General features: G+C 33.5%; 13 protein-coding genes and 1 pseudogene. 8 read left to right on the top strand and 6 right to left on the bottom strand.

Features of this window, described 5'->3' with window-relative positions; genetic code table 11:
• The first annotated feature begins 220 nt into the window (after positions 1–220).
• The 4 genes from pnuC (at position 221) to AC4AGG_RS12275 (ending at position 5,431) form a co-directional block, all read left to right on the top strand.
• Positions 221–886 (top strand): nicotinamide riboside transporter PnuC, encoded by a 666-nt coding sequence (gene pnuC, locus AC4AGG_RS12260; protein ID WP_489772298.1) that lies wholly within the window; start codon positions 221–223, stop codon positions 884–886.
• Between the two features lie 96 nt (positions 887–982).
• A complete protein-coding gene (dapF, locus tag AC4AGG_RS12265) occupies positions 983–1,756 on the top strand; it encodes a diaminopimelate epimerase (RefSeq protein WP_489772299.1) in 774 nt (257 codons plus the stop codon).
• A gap of 9 nt (positions 1,757–1,765) precedes the next feature.
• A complete protein-coding gene (gene mltG, locus AC4AGG_RS12270; RefSeq protein ID WP_489772300.1) occupies positions 1,766–2,803 on the top strand; it encodes an endolytic transglycosylase MltG in 1,038 nt (345 codons plus the stop codon).
• 105 nt (positions 2,804–2,908) lie between these two features.
• Entirely contained in the window at positions 2,909–5,431 is a 2,523-nt protein-coding gene (locus tag AC4AGG_RS12275; RefSeq protein WP_489772301.1) for a TonB-dependent receptor domain-containing protein, read from the top strand.
• Positions 5,432–5,484: 53 nt separating this feature from the next.
• Here the strand turns inward: AC4AGG_RS12275 and AC4AGG_RS12280 are convergent, their stop codons facing one another.
• The 5 genes and pseudogenes from AC4AGG_RS12280 to AC4AGG_RS12300 all read right to left on the bottom strand — a co-directional run bounded on the left by AC4AGG_RS12280 (position 5,485) and on the right by AC4AGG_RS12300 (position 8,407).
• Positions 5,485–5,928 carry an adenylyltransferase/cytidyltransferase family protein gene (locus tag AC4AGG_RS12280; protein WP_489772302.1) on the bottom strand — a complete coding sequence of 148 codons (444 nt, stop codon included), beginning with the start codon at positions 5,926–5,928 and terminating at the stop codon, positions 5,485–5,487.
• A gap of 5 nt (positions 5,929–5,933) precedes the next feature.
• Positions 5,934–6,950, bottom strand: coding sequence for a UDP-glucose 4-epimerase GalE (gene galE, locus AC4AGG_RS12285; protein WP_489772303.1), 1,017 nt, complete (start codon positions 6,948–6,950; stop codon positions 5,934–5,936).
• An 81-nt stretch (positions 6,951–7,031) separates the two neighbouring features.
• Complete coding sequence (locus AC4AGG_RS12290; RefSeq protein ID WP_489772304.1) at positions 7,032–7,220, bottom strand: LytTR family transcriptional regulator DNA-binding domain-containing protein; 189 nt, start codon at positions 7,218–7,220, stop codon at positions 7,032–7,034.
• A gap of 158 nt (positions 7,221–7,378) precedes the next feature.
• Positions 7,379–7,558: pseudogene (locus tag AC4AGG_RS12295) on the bottom strand (histidine--tRNA ligase); the annotation flags it as partial.
• Positions 7,559–7,675: 117 nt separating this feature from the next.
• On the bottom strand, positions 7,676–8,407 hold the full coding sequence (locus AC4AGG_RS12300; protein ID WP_489772305.1) for a LytR/AlgR family response regulator transcription factor: 732 nt from the start codon (positions 8,405–8,407) through the stop codon (positions 7,676–7,678).
• A gap of 190 nt (positions 8,408–8,597) precedes the next feature.
• Here AC4AGG_RS12300 and AC4AGG_RS12305 point away from each other — a divergent pair, with 190 nt between their 5' ends.
• A complete protein-coding gene (locus AC4AGG_RS12305; RefSeq protein ID WP_489772306.1) occupies positions 8,598–9,476 on the top strand; it encodes a hypothetical protein in 879 nt (292 codons plus the stop codon).
• 17 nt (positions 9,477–9,493) lie between these two features.
• Here the strand turns inward: AC4AGG_RS12305 and AC4AGG_RS12310 are convergent, their stop codons facing one another.
• Positions 9,494–11,362 (bottom strand): tetratricopeptide repeat-containing sensor histidine kinase, encoded by a 1,869-nt coding sequence (locus AC4AGG_RS12310; protein WP_489772307.1) that lies wholly within the window; start codon positions 11,360–11,362, stop codon positions 9,494–9,496.
• Positions 11,363–11,386: 24 nt separating this feature from the next.
• Here AC4AGG_RS12310 and AC4AGG_RS12315 point away from each other — a divergent pair, with 24 nt between their 5' ends.
• The 3 genes from AC4AGG_RS12315 to AC4AGG_RS12325 all read left to right on the top strand — a co-directional run bounded on the left by AC4AGG_RS12315 (position 11,387) and on the right by AC4AGG_RS12325 (position 14,484).
• Complete coding sequence (locus AC4AGG_RS12315; RefSeq protein WP_489772308.1) at positions 11,387–12,073, top strand: SIMPL domain-containing protein; 687 nt, start codon at positions 11,387–11,389, stop codon at positions 12,071–12,073.
• Between the two features lie 17 nt (positions 12,074–12,090).
• A complete protein-coding gene (locus AC4AGG_RS12320) occupies positions 12,091–13,275 on the top strand; it encodes a vWA domain-containing protein (protein WP_489772309.1) in 1,185 nt (394 codons plus the stop codon).
• A 171-nt stretch (positions 13,276–13,446) separates the two neighbouring features.
• Positions 13,447–14,484: a hypothetical protein gene (locus tag AC4AGG_RS12325; protein ID WP_489772310.1), complete on the top strand. Its 1,038-nt coding sequence runs from the start codon at positions 13,447–13,449 to the stop codon at positions 14,482–14,484.
• Positions 14,485–14,703 lie beyond the last annotated feature (219 nt).

Here is a 14,703-nt window from a genome sequence, read left to right on the forward strand (position 1 = left end):
TTCTTAACATTTTTCAGTGATATTTCTAAGATTATCTTTGGATTAATTCATGGGAAATTTCAATTTGATTAAATTTTAGTATTATTAGATTACAAAAAATGGTGACTTCTTTGGTAAAACTTCTTCTTCTTAAGTAAGAGTTGTAACCTTTTTTCATCTTTATGGAAATTGAAGCAGATATTTTTATTTTCAATAAATCAATATGAATTATCTTTGACCCATGAATCTTTACGAACTCTTTTTCAAGCCCTACGAAGCTTATACCACTGGCCAAATTCTAACTGAGGCTGTTGCAGCTATTTTTGGGTTGCTAAGCGTCTATTTTTCAGTTAAAAAAAATATTTGGGTTTATCCAACAGGGATCATTTCGACCGCTCTTTACGTATATATTTTGTTCAAATTCGGATTATTTGGTGATATGATGATTAACTTCTATTACACTGTAATGAGCATTTATGGTTGGATTCTTTGGGCAAAAAGTTCGGAAGATCATGTTCATGTGCAAGTCTCGAAAACAACGCGTAAAGAATGGATTTGGGCAAGTGTTTTGTTTGTCTTTAGTCTTGGATTGGTAACTCTCGTCTATTATTACAAACCATTTATTGATAATAGTTTTTCGATAAAAAATGTTCAATTAGGACTTTATCACTTGGATTGGGCGAATTGGACGGATGTGGTCACGACCTCAATTTTTCTTGTTGGGATGTGGTTAATGGCCAAAAGGCGTATCGAGAATTGGATTTTTTGGATAGTTGGAGATTTGATTTGTATTCCGATGTTTCTGTATAAAGATCTTGGAATAACTTCTTTACAGTACGTTATCTTTACCATTATGGCTGTCAAAGGTCTTCAAGAATGGAATAAAAGTTTAAAAACCAACTATTAACAACAATACAGTTTATCTATCAAGAAAACACTCGAATTCTAAATGGTTTGATTAAAAGTTTAGTAGTTTTGCAGACTTTTTATAGTTTAAAATACAATGAATAAAATCGAATTTTATAAATATCAAGGAACAGGCAACGACTTTGTTATGATTGATAACAGAGATGAAACTTTTCCAAAAGACACCAAAATCATTGAAAAGCTTTGTGATAGAAGATTTGGGATTGGTGGAGATGGTTTAATCCTTTTGGAGAATGATGCTCAATTGGACTTCAAAATGGTGTATTACAACTCCGATGGTAATGAGAGTACAATGTGCGGAAATGGAGGAAGATGTATCGTAGCTTTCGCTCATTTTTTGGATATTTTTGAGGAAAAATGTTCTTTTAATGCGATTGATGGTTTGCATTTAGCCGAAATTAAAAATGGGGTCGTTAAGCTAAAAATGATTGATGTTGACCAAATCAATAGGGACCAATCTGCATTTGTTATCAATACAGGTTCGCCTCACTTTGTAAAATTTGTTGATGATGTAGAGCACTATGACGTGTACAACAATGGGCACGAAATTCGAAATTCTGAAACTTATCAGAAGGAAGGTATCAACGTTAATTTTGTGGAGGAAGTTGCTCCTAATCATATTTTTGTAAGAACTTATGAACGTGGCGTTGAAGACGAAACCTTCAGTTGTGGAACGGGTGTTACAGCAGCTGCACTCTCCTATCTTCAAAACAGAGACAACAAAGTTGTTGATGTAAAAGTTCTTGGAGGAAATCTCAAAGTCTATGCTGAAAAAATTGATGTGGGTTACCACAATATTTGGTTAGAAGGACCAGCAAAACAAGTATTCAAAGGAAAAATTAACATATAAAAACACTTTATGAAAAAAGGTTGCGGCATCGCAATGGTCATTGCAATAATAGTATTAATAATCGGAGGATTCTTTGGTTATCAGTATTACAAAAAATATAAGGCCAATAATGTGGCAAAGGATGGTTATTTCTATGTGCCTACTGGCGCTAATTATCAACAAATTTTGGATAGCATCAAGCCTTTTGTAAAGGATTACGAAGCTTTCTCAGCTGTTGCTAAAGACCGAAATTTGGATAAATTTCATCGTCCAGGTAAGTACCGTGTTGTTTCAGGAAAAAGCAATACTGAAATTGTGGACATGGTGAAGAATGGAAATCAGGTGGATATCAGCTTCCGCATTGGTGATTTCTACAGTGTATACCAGATGATTGGGAAAGTGAGCAAAAAGACTGAAATAGATTCGGTGAAATTTGCAAATGCTTTTAACGAAATTGCCATAAAGAAAGGATTGAAAAATGCTGAGGATCTGAAACCTTACTTTTTCTCGGATACCTATAGCTTCTTTTGGACCGTAACTCCAGAAGAGTTTTTCAAAAAATTTGAAGAGCAGTATGATGATTTTTGGAATACTGAGAGAAAAGAAAAAGAAGCGGCTTCGGGTTTTACAAGAAATCAAATCTACGCATTAGCATCATTAGTTTATAAAGAAACAGGTGGTAAACCTGATGAAATGAAAACTGTTGCTGGTTTGTACATCAATCGAGCCAAAAAAGGAATGAAACTGCAAAGCGATCCTACAGTTATTTTTTCGGTAATGCAAGCAGAAAATTTTAAGACACCCACAATCAAAAGAGTTTTGTATAAGCATCTTAGACAGGATTCTCCTTATAATACCTATATGTATGCTGGGATTCCACCTGGTCCAATTTGTATTGTCAATAAGGATGCGGTTGATGCGGTTCTTAATGCGGAAAAAAGCGACTACATCTATATGTGTGCAGATCCTAAAAAATTTGGATATCATAGATTTACAGCGAGTGACACAGAGCATGCTATAAATGCTAAAGAATATCAAGATTGGCTCAATTCGAAGAACATTAAATAGAATTTAACATAATTTTTTTGAACTTCGTTTAACAAAATCAATTTTTCTGCGTCTTATTATGGAAAGTAAAATTGATTAATTAATTTCTAAGTAAAGAAACCTTTAATGACACCAACAGAAATCATCAATAATCTCACTAAAAAATCTTTGGGATTGACATTAGTGCTTTCAGCTGCAGCTTTAGCTTTTGCACAAGAAAAAATATCCATCTCAGGACGAATTGGAGATCCACAGAATCAATCAGTACCCTATGCGTCGGTAACATTTACTCACACAAGTAATAATGCCTTCAATGATGCAATCCTAACTGATGAAAAAGGAAACTACAAAATTTCGCTTGCTCCAGGAGATTACAAAGTGAAAATTGAAGCCATTAATTATACCAGCGCTACTGTAGATCAAAAGATTTCAGCAGCAACGAAGAGTTATAATTTTGTTCTTCAACCAGATCAAGCGGCTGCCCTTGCTCCTACTAAAAATATCCAAGGTGTTACGGTGGTAGCTCAAGTCGCAAAACCTTACCGTGTTGAGTTAGATAAAAAAGTTTACGATCCTTCAACAGACCTTATCAGTAAAGGTGGAAACTTGCAAGATGTTCTTGCCAACGTTCCTTCGGTTGATGTAGATACAGATGGGACCGTTTCTTTAAGAGGAAACTCTAATGTTAAATTTCTGATTAATGGAAAGCCATCATCTCTTTTGGGGATTGATGATGGTGCAGATGCTTTGAAGTCAATTCCTGCAGATCAAATCGAAAAAATTGAGGTCATTACTAATCCCTCTTCTAAATACGAAGCAAGTGGATCTGCGGGTATTTTGAATATAATTCTCAAAAAAACCAAGGGAAAGGGCTTCAATGGAAGTGTAACTGGGACATTGGGGTATCTTCCTCAGACAGGACTTAATACTAATCTAAGTTGGAAAAGAGGTGAATGGACTTTTTTTTTCAATGGCGGAGGTGGTTACAATAGACGAGATAATACTCGTGAAACTGAGACAACTTATTATAATTCTGATAGAACAATCGAAAATATTGTTAATCAAAACAATAATAACAAGAGCGAAGAAAATTATTACAACGCAAATGCAGGATTTACCGTAGATCTTACGGAAAAAACTGCACTTAACTTGTCTGCAATGGTACGTTATAACGAAAGCGATGGATCAGACTTGCTTAATTTTGATTATTTTAATTCTAACTCAGTTTTTATTGGTAACACACAGAATAGGAGTAAAGATGATGGGAATGGAACTGCAATGCAAGGAGACATTGGATTGGATCACAAATTTAATGACAAAGGACATCAAATTTCGACCTCATTGAGTTTGCAAAAAAGTGATAATCAAGAAAACAATAATGTTCTAAAGAATGCTAGTGATGTATATGTTTTTAGACGTATTACGGATTCTAAAACAGATAACAATTCACTTATTGGAAAAATTGATTATGAATTGCCTTTGGGGGAAAAATCAAAAATAGAAGCCGGTTATAGAATAGATCGTAATGAAAACAACTACAATTATCTTACAACGCAGTCAACAGATAATGATGTAACGTTCAATATACTTACTGATTTTTCCAATACTACGGATTACACGGAGATGTTTAATGCCTTCTATGCACAGTTCAAAAGCAAGATTAACAATTTTGGATATCAATTGGGACTTAGAACTGAAATCTCAGATATTACTGTAGATTTTGAAAACCAAACTGGGAATCAAAGCAATATAGATAAAAATTACACTGGGTTTTTTCCTAGCGTTTTTCTGAGTTATGATTTGGGTGAAGATAAAAATAATCAGTTCTTGTTAAATTATGCAAGAAGGATAAATCGCCCTCGTTCTTGGTTTCTGATTCCATTTAATTCTAGAGCAACCTCTAATGATTTGGATGTTTTTTCAGGAAATCCTGATTTGGATCCAGAATATGTTAACTCTTTCGAGTTAGGATATGCAATTCAAAAGAAAAAATTTACTATTAACCCAACAATATATTACAGAAATACCGAAAATGAAACTCAGTTTGTCACTGTAAAAAAAGACCCTAACTCTTTAGTTTTGATTCGAAAACCATATAATGTAGGCTCCGAATCTCAAATTGGGCTAGACCTTAATGCCACTGTTGATATTACAAAGTGGTGGAAAATTATGGCTAATGCGAATTTATATCATTACGAGACTCAGGGTAATTACTATGATGCAAGTATTATGGATGAAGCTCAAAGCTTTGATGGAAGTGGATTTTCATCTCGTATTAGACTTTCCAATACCTTTAAAATTGATAAGACATTTAACATGCAATTGCAAGGATTTTACCGAGGTGGCGAAAAAACTGATTCGAGCAAAAGATTACCAATGTACGCCGTAAATTTTGGAGCATCAAAAACTATTTGGAATGGCAATGGTACATTTGCCTTCAACATCCAAGATATTTTCAATACTCGTGCTATGGAAAGATATAGTTATACATCAGATTTTGATAGTTATATGTATATGCAATGGATGCCTAGACAGTTTTCTCTTTCTTTCACTTACCGTTTCAAGCAAGGAGAAAAAGTCGAACAACCGAAGAAGAAAAAAGACATTAATAGTAATGCTTCAGGTGGTGACGATCAAGGTCCTATGTAATAATGATTTAGACAGAATTACTTATAAATTAAATATAATAAAAAAGCGGAAAATTAATTTTCCGCTTTTTCTTTTTTCTTTTCCTCTTCGTAAATCTTTCTTCTCAGTCCTGATGTAGAAAAATCATGATCTCTTTTGTTATAATAGATTTCGATTCCTTTCTGTTCGCAATACTGCTTTCCGGTAAAATCCTTTTCTCTATAATCATCGCCGATAATTCTAATGTCGATGACAAAAGTCTTCAAAATATTGAGCAAATCTTCTTCTGTAACGTAAGGAACAATTTCGTCTACCGAATTAATAGCTTTCAGCTGAATGTACCGTTCTACAATGGTTTGTGATGGGCTGTTCTTATGACTGCGCTCCATACTTGGGTCAATTTGCAATCCAACAATTAGATAATCACAAACACATTTTGCTTCTTCCAACATCTTGATATGACCTGCGTGAAGCAAATCAAAAGAAGAAAATGTGATCCCAATTTTCTTATCTTTCATATATATTATTTTCTAGTTTCTAAATATTTTTGCCATTCCCAAACTGTTCTCAACGCTTCCTCCAGACTGGTTTCAGATTTCCACCCTAGTTCCCTTTCTGCCTTATCAGCATTGGCGTATGCAATGGTAATATCTCCAGCTCTCCTATCACATATTTGGTACGGAACACTTACGTTATTGGCTTTTTCAAAACTTTCCACGACTTCCAGAACAGAGCTTCCTTTTCCTGTTCCAAGATTATAAATATCAATGACAGTTTCTGATTTTTCGTTGATTAATTTCTGTAATGCTTTTACATGCGCTTTGGCTAAATCAACCACATATATATAATCTCGAATAGCCGTTCCATCTGGTGTTGGATAGTCATTACCCCAAATATTCAATTTTTCACGGATTCCAGCAGCAGTTTGCATCACAAAAGGAACCAGATTATTAGGAATACCAATTGGTAATTCACCCAAAAGTGCAGAAGGGTGAGCTCCAATAGGGTTGAAGTATCTTAAAAGGGTAACTTTCTTCTGATAAGCATTTGCAAAGTCGATAAGAATGTCCTCTCCCATTTGTTTGGTTTTTCCATAGGACGATTCAGCAGCTTTTAATGGAGTATTTTCATCAATAGGCATTTCGTCGGCTTGACCATAAACAGTACAAGAAGAACTAAAAATAAAGTTGGAAATATTTCTTTTTTTGAATTCTTGCAAAATATTGATGAGCGAGAAAAGATTGTTTTCGTAATAATCCAAAGGCTTTTCTTGACTCTCTCCTACTGCTTTGAAAGCAGCGAAATTAATGCAACCTTCAATAGAATGTGCCTCAAAAACCTGAGAAAGCAATTCCCTTCTTTTGAGGTCGAAAGGATAAAATATAGGCTTCTTACCTGTTATTTCTTCAATGTTATTTAAAATGAATTTTTCTGTGTTGGATAGGTCGTCAACAATAACCACCTCAAAACCATTCTCCAAAAGTTCTACCACAGTGTGGGAACCAATATATCCTAAACCTCCAGTTACAAGTATTGCCATTTGATTTTTATATAATCACAAAAATAGCATAAATCTTCCATTAATGAAGGATGATATTGCTCCTACTTATATGAATTTGATTTAAAACAACTTCAAAAACTCATCTTTGTAGCTGGAAGAAACTTCGATTTCTATGTTGTCTTCTAAGACTATTTCTCCATTTTTATGGTAAGATTTCACACTGTTAAAATTGACAATATGCGAACGATGAACCCTAACAAAGGGATAATCTAAAAGGTCTTCGAAATATTTTAGAAAACGACACACCATTTTTTGCTTCCGTCTTTCATAAAGATTTGGGTAAAATTTCCATCGGCTTGCAAACGAACAATTTCATCGATTCTTGCAACATCAAAACCTTGCATTGTTGGAAGCATGATTTGTTGTTTTTCAGGTTTCTGTTGAAGGTTTTGAAGCAAAATTTTATTTCGATCGCCTTCTTCGCCGTATTTACCTGCCAATGTAGAAAGATTTTCAAAACTTGGTGTTTCTAAAGGTTGAAACCCAAACAATTCAAAATTTTTCTGTAATGTATTGATGATTACTCTTCTTCTTACTACTTCTGTAGCGGTAAAATCTCTGGTTCCTTTGGCTAAACTCGGCTTCATCTAAAGTGGATAATTAAAATTTGAAATTTGCATTATAATTCGTGCAAAAATAAGGAAATATTAGTTGTGAAAACGATGTAATTGAGATTGCTTCGTCGTTCCTCCTCGCAATGACGATCAAAACAACTTCAAAAACTCATCTTTATAGCTAGACGATACTTCGATTTCGGTGTTATCTTCCAACACGATTTCTCCGTTTTTATGGTAAGATTTTACAGAATTGAAATTGACAATATGCGAACGATGAACCCTAACGAAGGGATAATCCAAAAGGTCTTCGAAATATTTTAGAAAACGACACACCATTTTTTTGCTTCCGTCTTTCATAAAGATTTGGGTAAAATTTCCATCAGCTTGCAAACGAACAATTTCATCGATTCTCGCGACATCAAAACCTTGCATTGTTGGAAGCATGATTTGTTGCTTTTCAGGTTTTTGCTGAAGATTTTGGAGTAAAATTTTATTTCGGTTGAACTCTTCTTTTTTCTCAATGCTTTCCGCAACTTTATTCACTGCGACAATCAATTCCTGAATATCAATCGGCTTCAGAATATAATACGAAGCAGAAAAATTGAGCGCTTTCATCGAATAATCCGAAAAAGCCGTAATGAAAATCGTCTCGTAATTGTAGTTTTGTGTCGCCTCCAAAATATCAAACGCATTTCCATATGGCATTTCTACATCCAGAAAAACTAATTGTGGTCGATGTTTTTCGATAAGAGGAACGGCTTCTTTAATATTTTCAGCTTCGCCTAATATTTCAACTTGAGGACAATATTTGGTTAAATAATTCCGAAGAACATTACGCGCAATTTGTTCGTCATCGACGATGATACTTTGTATTTTCATATCATTTCTTTAATGGAAAAAATGGCAAATCAAAATTAAATTTCTAATGAAAGAATCTATTTCAGTTAATGCATATTAAATGAACCAAATTACAATAAAAATGTAGAATTTAAAAACTTTTAAATAGCATAACTTTATCCTAATGTTAAAAATAATTAACTTTACATAGCCGTTATAAAAAAAAATAAAAATGATTGATGATAGAAAAAAATATAAAATATTTACATTAAAAACATTATTTCTACTACACTTGTTTTTATTTACAATTGCATTTTCACAAACACTGGATTCCGTTTTTATAAAACAGAATATATGGGTACGAGTTCCTGTAACGCTTAAAGATTATAATTTAAAGAGCAAGGTTCGCACTGCAATAATCACTTCATCAAATACCGACACTCCGCCTTTTGTCACTATACAGAAAAACTATTTTTCAGAATCTGGTCTATTGACAAAAATGGAATATTACCAAAAAGACGATGAGGATGAGATGACAACAAATTTTTACCATTATGGACAAAATAGACTTGATAGCATAACAACAAATGACGGTACAGGAAAAAGAGAATTTATTTATGATTTGGAAGGTAGACTGACTAAAACAATCTTTTTTGGCAGATATGAGGATGATAAAAATGACATTGAGGAAATAGAGAATTATTTTTACAATGACGAGAATTTTGTAGAAAAAATCACTAAAGATTCAGCAAATGACATGCGCTTTTTTCAATATGATAAAAAAGGCAGGGTTAGAAAAATGACCTCAAGGTATAATTATGAACCGAACAACATCGATGAATTTGAATGCGAATATGAAATTGGTAATCAAAAAAATATTTCAAAAAGTATCACTAAACAGAATGGCGTAAGTGTATCTACTGTTACTGAAAAATGGAATACTTTAAAGTTTATTGAAGAGTCTGAAATGGTAGGAGCTGATAACAAAAAAATTAATTTTACTTATGAATACACAATTGATAAAAATAATAATTATATTAAACTATTAACGTTTAATAATGGTAATCTTACTAACACAGAAACTCAAAAAATAGTTTATTATTCAGATTAATTTCTTTCTAACCTTATTTACAAATTAAACTTCAAAACCACCAAAACACCTTCTCCTTCGCTTTTATCAGTCACTTCACAAGTAATATTTTTTCCGTACAAATCATTCAACAATCGGATTCTTTCGAGGGTATTTTTCATTCCGCGTCCGTTGCGTTGTTTTTGATGTTCGGTTTTTTGGGCTTTGCTATTTTCGATTCCGATTCCGTTGTCTTCGACAGTCACAACAAATTGATTTTCGGTCTTTTTGAAATCCAATTTCAAAAATCCTTTTTCATTTTTGTATCTCAATCCATGCCAAATCGCATTCTCTAAAAACGGTTGAATCAACATTCCTGGAATTTCCATCGAAGAATCAATATCACCTGCAACTGAAATTTCGTAATCAAATTTATCATGGAAACGACTTTTCTCTAACATGAGATAGGAATTCAACAAATCAAATTCTTCCTGAAATGGAATGAAATCTTCCTTTGAGTTTTCCATCACACCTCTCATTAATTTCGAAAAACGAGTTAAATATTGGTTGGCTTCTAACTCATTATTCTCTGCAATGAATTGATTAACCGAATTCAAACTATTGAAAATAAAATGAGGATTCATCTCTCGACGAAGTGATTGTAACTCAATCTTTTTATTTTGAATTTTAAGTTTTTTCTGCGTGTACAATGCAAACGCAATGAAACCAACCGCTAAAACTAAACCCGCAATCAAGAGATAATTGAAGAGGTTTTTTCGTTTGATCAATTGTTCGTTCAAGGATTTTTCCTTTTCCAATTGAGCGATTCTTTCTTCTGTTTCTTTAATGATTTTTGAGTCAACTAACGATTGGTCTTCATCTAAAAGCGTCGGAAGTTGGGTCAAAAAATTCTGATAAAGTTCGATTGATTTTCCATGATTTCCTTCGGAATTATAAAGGGAATCTAATTTCAAAAGACTTTTCCTGGCTTCCAAAGTATGATTTTTGGAAATGGCCAATTCATAGGCATTTTGATAGAGTTTAATCGCTTCTCCTCTATCATCCGTTTTCAAATAAATGTCCGCCAATTGTTGTATTTGAGCGACTCTTTCCTCTGAATCTTCTTTAACAAAATCCTCTTCTAAAACTGCTTTTTTTACCTCAATTGCTTTTTTGTAATCTTTATTTTGAACATACAAATCTGCAACTTGTTGATTAAGTTCCAATGCTCGTTTTGGTGCTTCTTCTTTAGAAATCTTATACGCTGTATTAAGGTTTTCAACCGCTTTTGGAATTTCTCCTTTTTGAACATTAATTTCCGCCAAATTTTCATAATCTTGACTAAGTTCGTCGGTGTTCTTTTGGCGAGAATTGACTGCAATATTACTTTGTATTGCTTGTTCTTTTTCACTAATCGAATTACTTGTCAAACGAGCTGCGTCATTGGCATTGACTTTTTTCGATTTCGAAGAGTAACCAACTTGTGAAGCTTCAACAAAGTTAGCCTTTGCTGACATTAACTTATTTTGTCTTTCCTGCGATTGCGCTAACTTTCTTGTTACGTCTTCAAGATTCTTTTTGTCATCAGTATTTTCGTAAATCGTTTTGGCCTTTTGGTAAAACTCTTCGCTTTTCGAAAAATTATTTTGATTAAAATATTGGTCGCCCAAAGTCACATAAGAATCTGCTTCAGCTTTTGGATTGTTCTTGTCAATCGCTGTTTCAAGTTTTTTGGTTTCGGCTTGGATTTCTTTTGCAGGATTAGTTTGAGCCAAAATCATTTCGCTCAAAATCAAAAAAATCATCATCGTAAAAGCTTTGAAAACTTTCATAGGACAAAGATAAACATATTTCGAGCCACATCTCTTTTCATTCACCAAGTGAAAAACGGGTTTCACCAAGTCTGGAGAAATCCAGTTGAGATTCAAGATAATTTTACATTCATAAAAAAAATGAAACTAAAAAATGTAATCGTCCTTATAGGATTCTTATTCTCAACAGTGTTATTGGCTCAAAATCAGCAACCGCAAACTCACTTTATTGAAGTAACTGGAAGCGCCGAAATGTCATTTGATCCAGATGAAGTTACATTCAGTATAGGAATACAAGGAACAGATAAAAAAACCCTGCAAGATGCAGAAGAAAAGTTCTTCGCTGTCCTAAAAAAGCACAAAATAGAATTGAATGAAGTTGATTTTAAGTCCTCCAACAACTACGGCTATAATTGGTGGAACAGCCGAAATACATTCAGAAAATTATTTAACATCAAAATTAATCCGAAAGTTCAGGTTTTGAGTTTTATGGAAGACCTTAATGAAAAATGGGTAAGTCAGGTAAATCTCATTAAGAAAGATCATTCCAATATTGCAGAATATCGAAAAGAAACTAAAATTAAAGCCATGAAAGCGGCGAAAGAAAAAGCCGATTATCTTTTGAACAGTATTGGAAATAAAACAGGAAAACCTTTAGAAATCGTTGAAATTGAAAACTCTAACATAAGTGACATCATTAATATAGGATATCTTACACCAAGCTACGCTAATGTAAAAATGAAATCGGAAAATAATGATGACTCCATCAATAACGTTGATAAAATTAAACTTCGTTACGAAATCAGAGCAAAATTTGAAATTCTTTAATCCAAATTCACCATATTATGAAGACAAAATCTTTAATCGTAGCCAGCATTATTACAGGAAGTGTATTTGCTTTTGCCTTTTCAAAAAACGAAAAAAAAGTAGAAAGAAAGATGCCTGAACAGACTCAAACCACTAATCCAGAAACCAATAGTTCTAAATCAGAAAACACCATTCAAGTGGCGTTGCTTTTGGACACCTCTAACTCGATGGATGGATTGATAGAACAGGCTAAATCAAGACTTTGGAACATTGTCAATACGCTAACAACTTTAAAATACGATGGCAAAGCCCCAAAAATAGAAATTGCCCTGTACGAATACGGAAACGATGGACTTTCTGATGAAAATTGGGTAAGAAAAGTAACACCTTTAACTCAGGATTTAGATTTAATTTCCGAAAAATTATTCTCGTTAAGAACCAATGGTGGAACCGAATATTGCGGTGCTGTTATCAAAAGTGCAACCGACCAATTGGAATGGAATGGTAATTCCGAAAGTATGAAATTGATTTACATCGCAGGAAACGAGCCATTCAACCAACAAGGTGTCAATTATAAAGATGCCATTTCTGGAGCCAAAAGGAAAAATATTTTTGTCAATACCATTTTCTGCGGAAATCGCGAAGAAGGAATCCGAACTTTTTGGCAAGATGGTGCTCAATTAGGCGAAGGCAAATTTTTTAATATCGATTCTAATCAAAAAGTGATTTTTATTGAAACGCCTTATGATGTTAGAATTTCCGAATGCAATTACAAGCTGAATGATACCTATATCGGTTATGGAAGCAAAGGATATGAGAAAAAGGCGATGCAAATTCAACAAGATGCCAATGCAGCTTCCCTTTCCAAAGCTAATTTCGTAGAACGTTCGGTTTCGAAATCCAAAAAAGAAGCTTACAAAGCTGATTCTTGGGATTTGGTGGATAAAGCTGAAAGTGATAAAGACTTTGTAAATAAAGTAAAAGATGAAGACTTGCCAAGTGAACTTAAAGGAAAGTCCAAAGCTGAAATTCAACAAGTTATCAATGCGAAATCAGTGGAGAGAACCAATATTCAGAAAGAGATTTCAGACCTTGCAGTGAAACGCCAGCAATACATTGATGAGGAAATGAAAAAACGAGGTAATGCAACGGGTGATGATTTGGGTAAAGCCATTGAAAAATCAATTCAAGAAATTGCAACTAAAAAAGGTTATCAGTTCTAACTATTAGAAGACTAATTTGTTTAAGAAAACAACCGCTTCAAGTTATTTTGGAGCGGTTTTATTTTTCGGGCAACACCTGCGAAAAATCATATTGAAAGGTGCTATTTCAGATAGATTTTGGCTTCATTTTTCGTTACATTGCATTTTAATATTTAGATAAAAAACATATAGATGATGAAAAAACTATTTTTATTTAGTTTGGGACTGTTGAGCTCTCTAATTTTTAGTCAAAGTGCAGACAATGTAGGTTGGTACATTCAGGAAAAGCATTATCCTGAAATTCAATATTCTGGCGAAAAATTATATTATATTGTCACCGAACCTTATACCGAAAGAGTTAGAGCAGAAGTTGATGGAAACGCAAAAATGACGGGTTTTAACAACCCTAACATAGACCAAGTTTATGAACTTAAAAATGCTGAACTAAAAGGATTTCAAAAAAGCACAGACAACCAGGGTCTTCGCATAGAACTGTATGATTTGGGCGTGAAACACATCTTCTATGCCACCGAAAAACAAAAATATATGGGTGATAAGGACATATCCTATGTTGGTTATGTTGACGTGATTGCGACTGTTAGAGTGGCTGTAAAATCTGGTGACCAAACTCTATTTGAAAAAACTTATACAGCAAAGAAGAATACAGATAACGCTCAGGTGTACAATAACACTTCGATTAAGAGTAGATCGGTGGCAATTACTCAAGTTATTTCCCAGTACGAGTCTAATTCTTCCAATTATTCCACCCACAATATCCAGATTCTTGGAGATGCTGTCAGAAGTATTTTTGCAGATCTGAACGCCAAATTTTCGACCTATTACGAGTCCAAAAGAGTTAATCTCTTTGAAGTCAAAAAAGAAGAAAAATTCGGCATCAACATTAACGCTCAAATTGCAAAGCTTAAAGAAATGAACAGTTTACCTTACGATGAAACCTATGATGAGAAACTTCGTACGATGGCTCAAGAAAGCTTACAACTCTTTGAAGCTGAAGTTAACAAACTGACCGACAAAACCGAAAAAAATCAAAAGAAAATTTACTGGGCATTGCTCTCTAATATTTCTGGAATGTATTACGCTTTGGGTAATTATGACAAAGCCATCGAATATGGCAAAGAACGAGAAACCATCAACTACAACAACCGTTGGCATTATAACTTGGAAATTGCAGAAAGCCGAAAAAAAATCATGGACTCTCTTCCTAAATAGTTTTTCTACAACAAAATTTTTCGTGAAAAATAATAAAGCCAAAGATTCGAAGTTCAGCTTCGGATCTTTGGCTTTTTAGAACGTGTTATAATTTGTGAAATATTTTACCGTTAAGGATGTAAGAGCTTTTAGCTTTAATGATTCTTATTTATTAATACTTAATCAACTGAATATTTTAATGTTAAAATTCGAAATAAACAAAGTTTATTATTTTAAGAA

The sequence above is a fragment of the Chryseobacterium sp. CG10_8 genome, assembly GCF_058117085.1.

Coding starts and splice junctions, on each gene's coding strand:
- pnuC (WP_489772298.1), top strand. CDS start 221: ATGAATCTTTACGAACTCTTTTTCAAGCCCTACGAAGCTTATACCACT.
- dapF (WP_489772299.1), top strand. CDS start 983: ATGAATAAAATCGAATTTTATAAATATCAAGGAACAGGCAACGACTTT.
- mltG (WP_489772300.1), top strand. CDS start 1,766: ATGAAAAAAGGTTGCGGCATCGCAATGGTCATTGCAATAATAGTATTA.
- AC4AGG_RS12275 (WP_489772301.1), top strand. CDS start 2,909: ATGACACCAACAGAAATCATCAATAATCTCACTAAAAAATCTTTGGGA.
- AC4AGG_RS12280 (WP_489772302.1), bottom strand. CDS start 5,928: ATGAAAGATAAGAAAATTGGGATCACATTTTCTTCTTTTGATTTGCTT.
- galE (WP_489772303.1), bottom strand. CDS start 6,950: ATGGCAATACTTGTAACTGGAGGTTTAGGATATATTGGTTCCCACACT.
- AC4AGG_RS12290 (WP_489772304.1), bottom strand. CDS start 7,220: ATGGTGTGTCGTTTTCTAAAATATTTCGAAGACCTTTTAGATTATCCC.
- AC4AGG_RS12300 (WP_489772305.1), bottom strand. CDS start 8,407: ATGAAAATACAAAGTATCATCGTCGATGACGAACAAATTGCGCGTAAT.
- AC4AGG_RS12305 (WP_489772306.1), top strand. CDS start 8,598: ATGATTGATGATAGAAAAAAATATAAAATATTTACATTAAAAACATTA.
- AC4AGG_RS12315 (WP_489772308.1), top strand. CDS start 11,387: ATGAAACTAAAAAATGTAATCGTCCTTATAGGATTCTTATTCTCAACA.
- AC4AGG_RS12320 (WP_489772309.1), top strand. CDS start 12,091: ATGAAGACAAAATCTTTAATCGTAGCCAGCATTATTACAGGAAGTGTA.
- AC4AGG_RS12325 (WP_489772310.1), top strand. CDS start 13,447: ATGATGAAAAAACTATTTTTATTTAGTTTGGGACTGTTGAGCTCTCTA.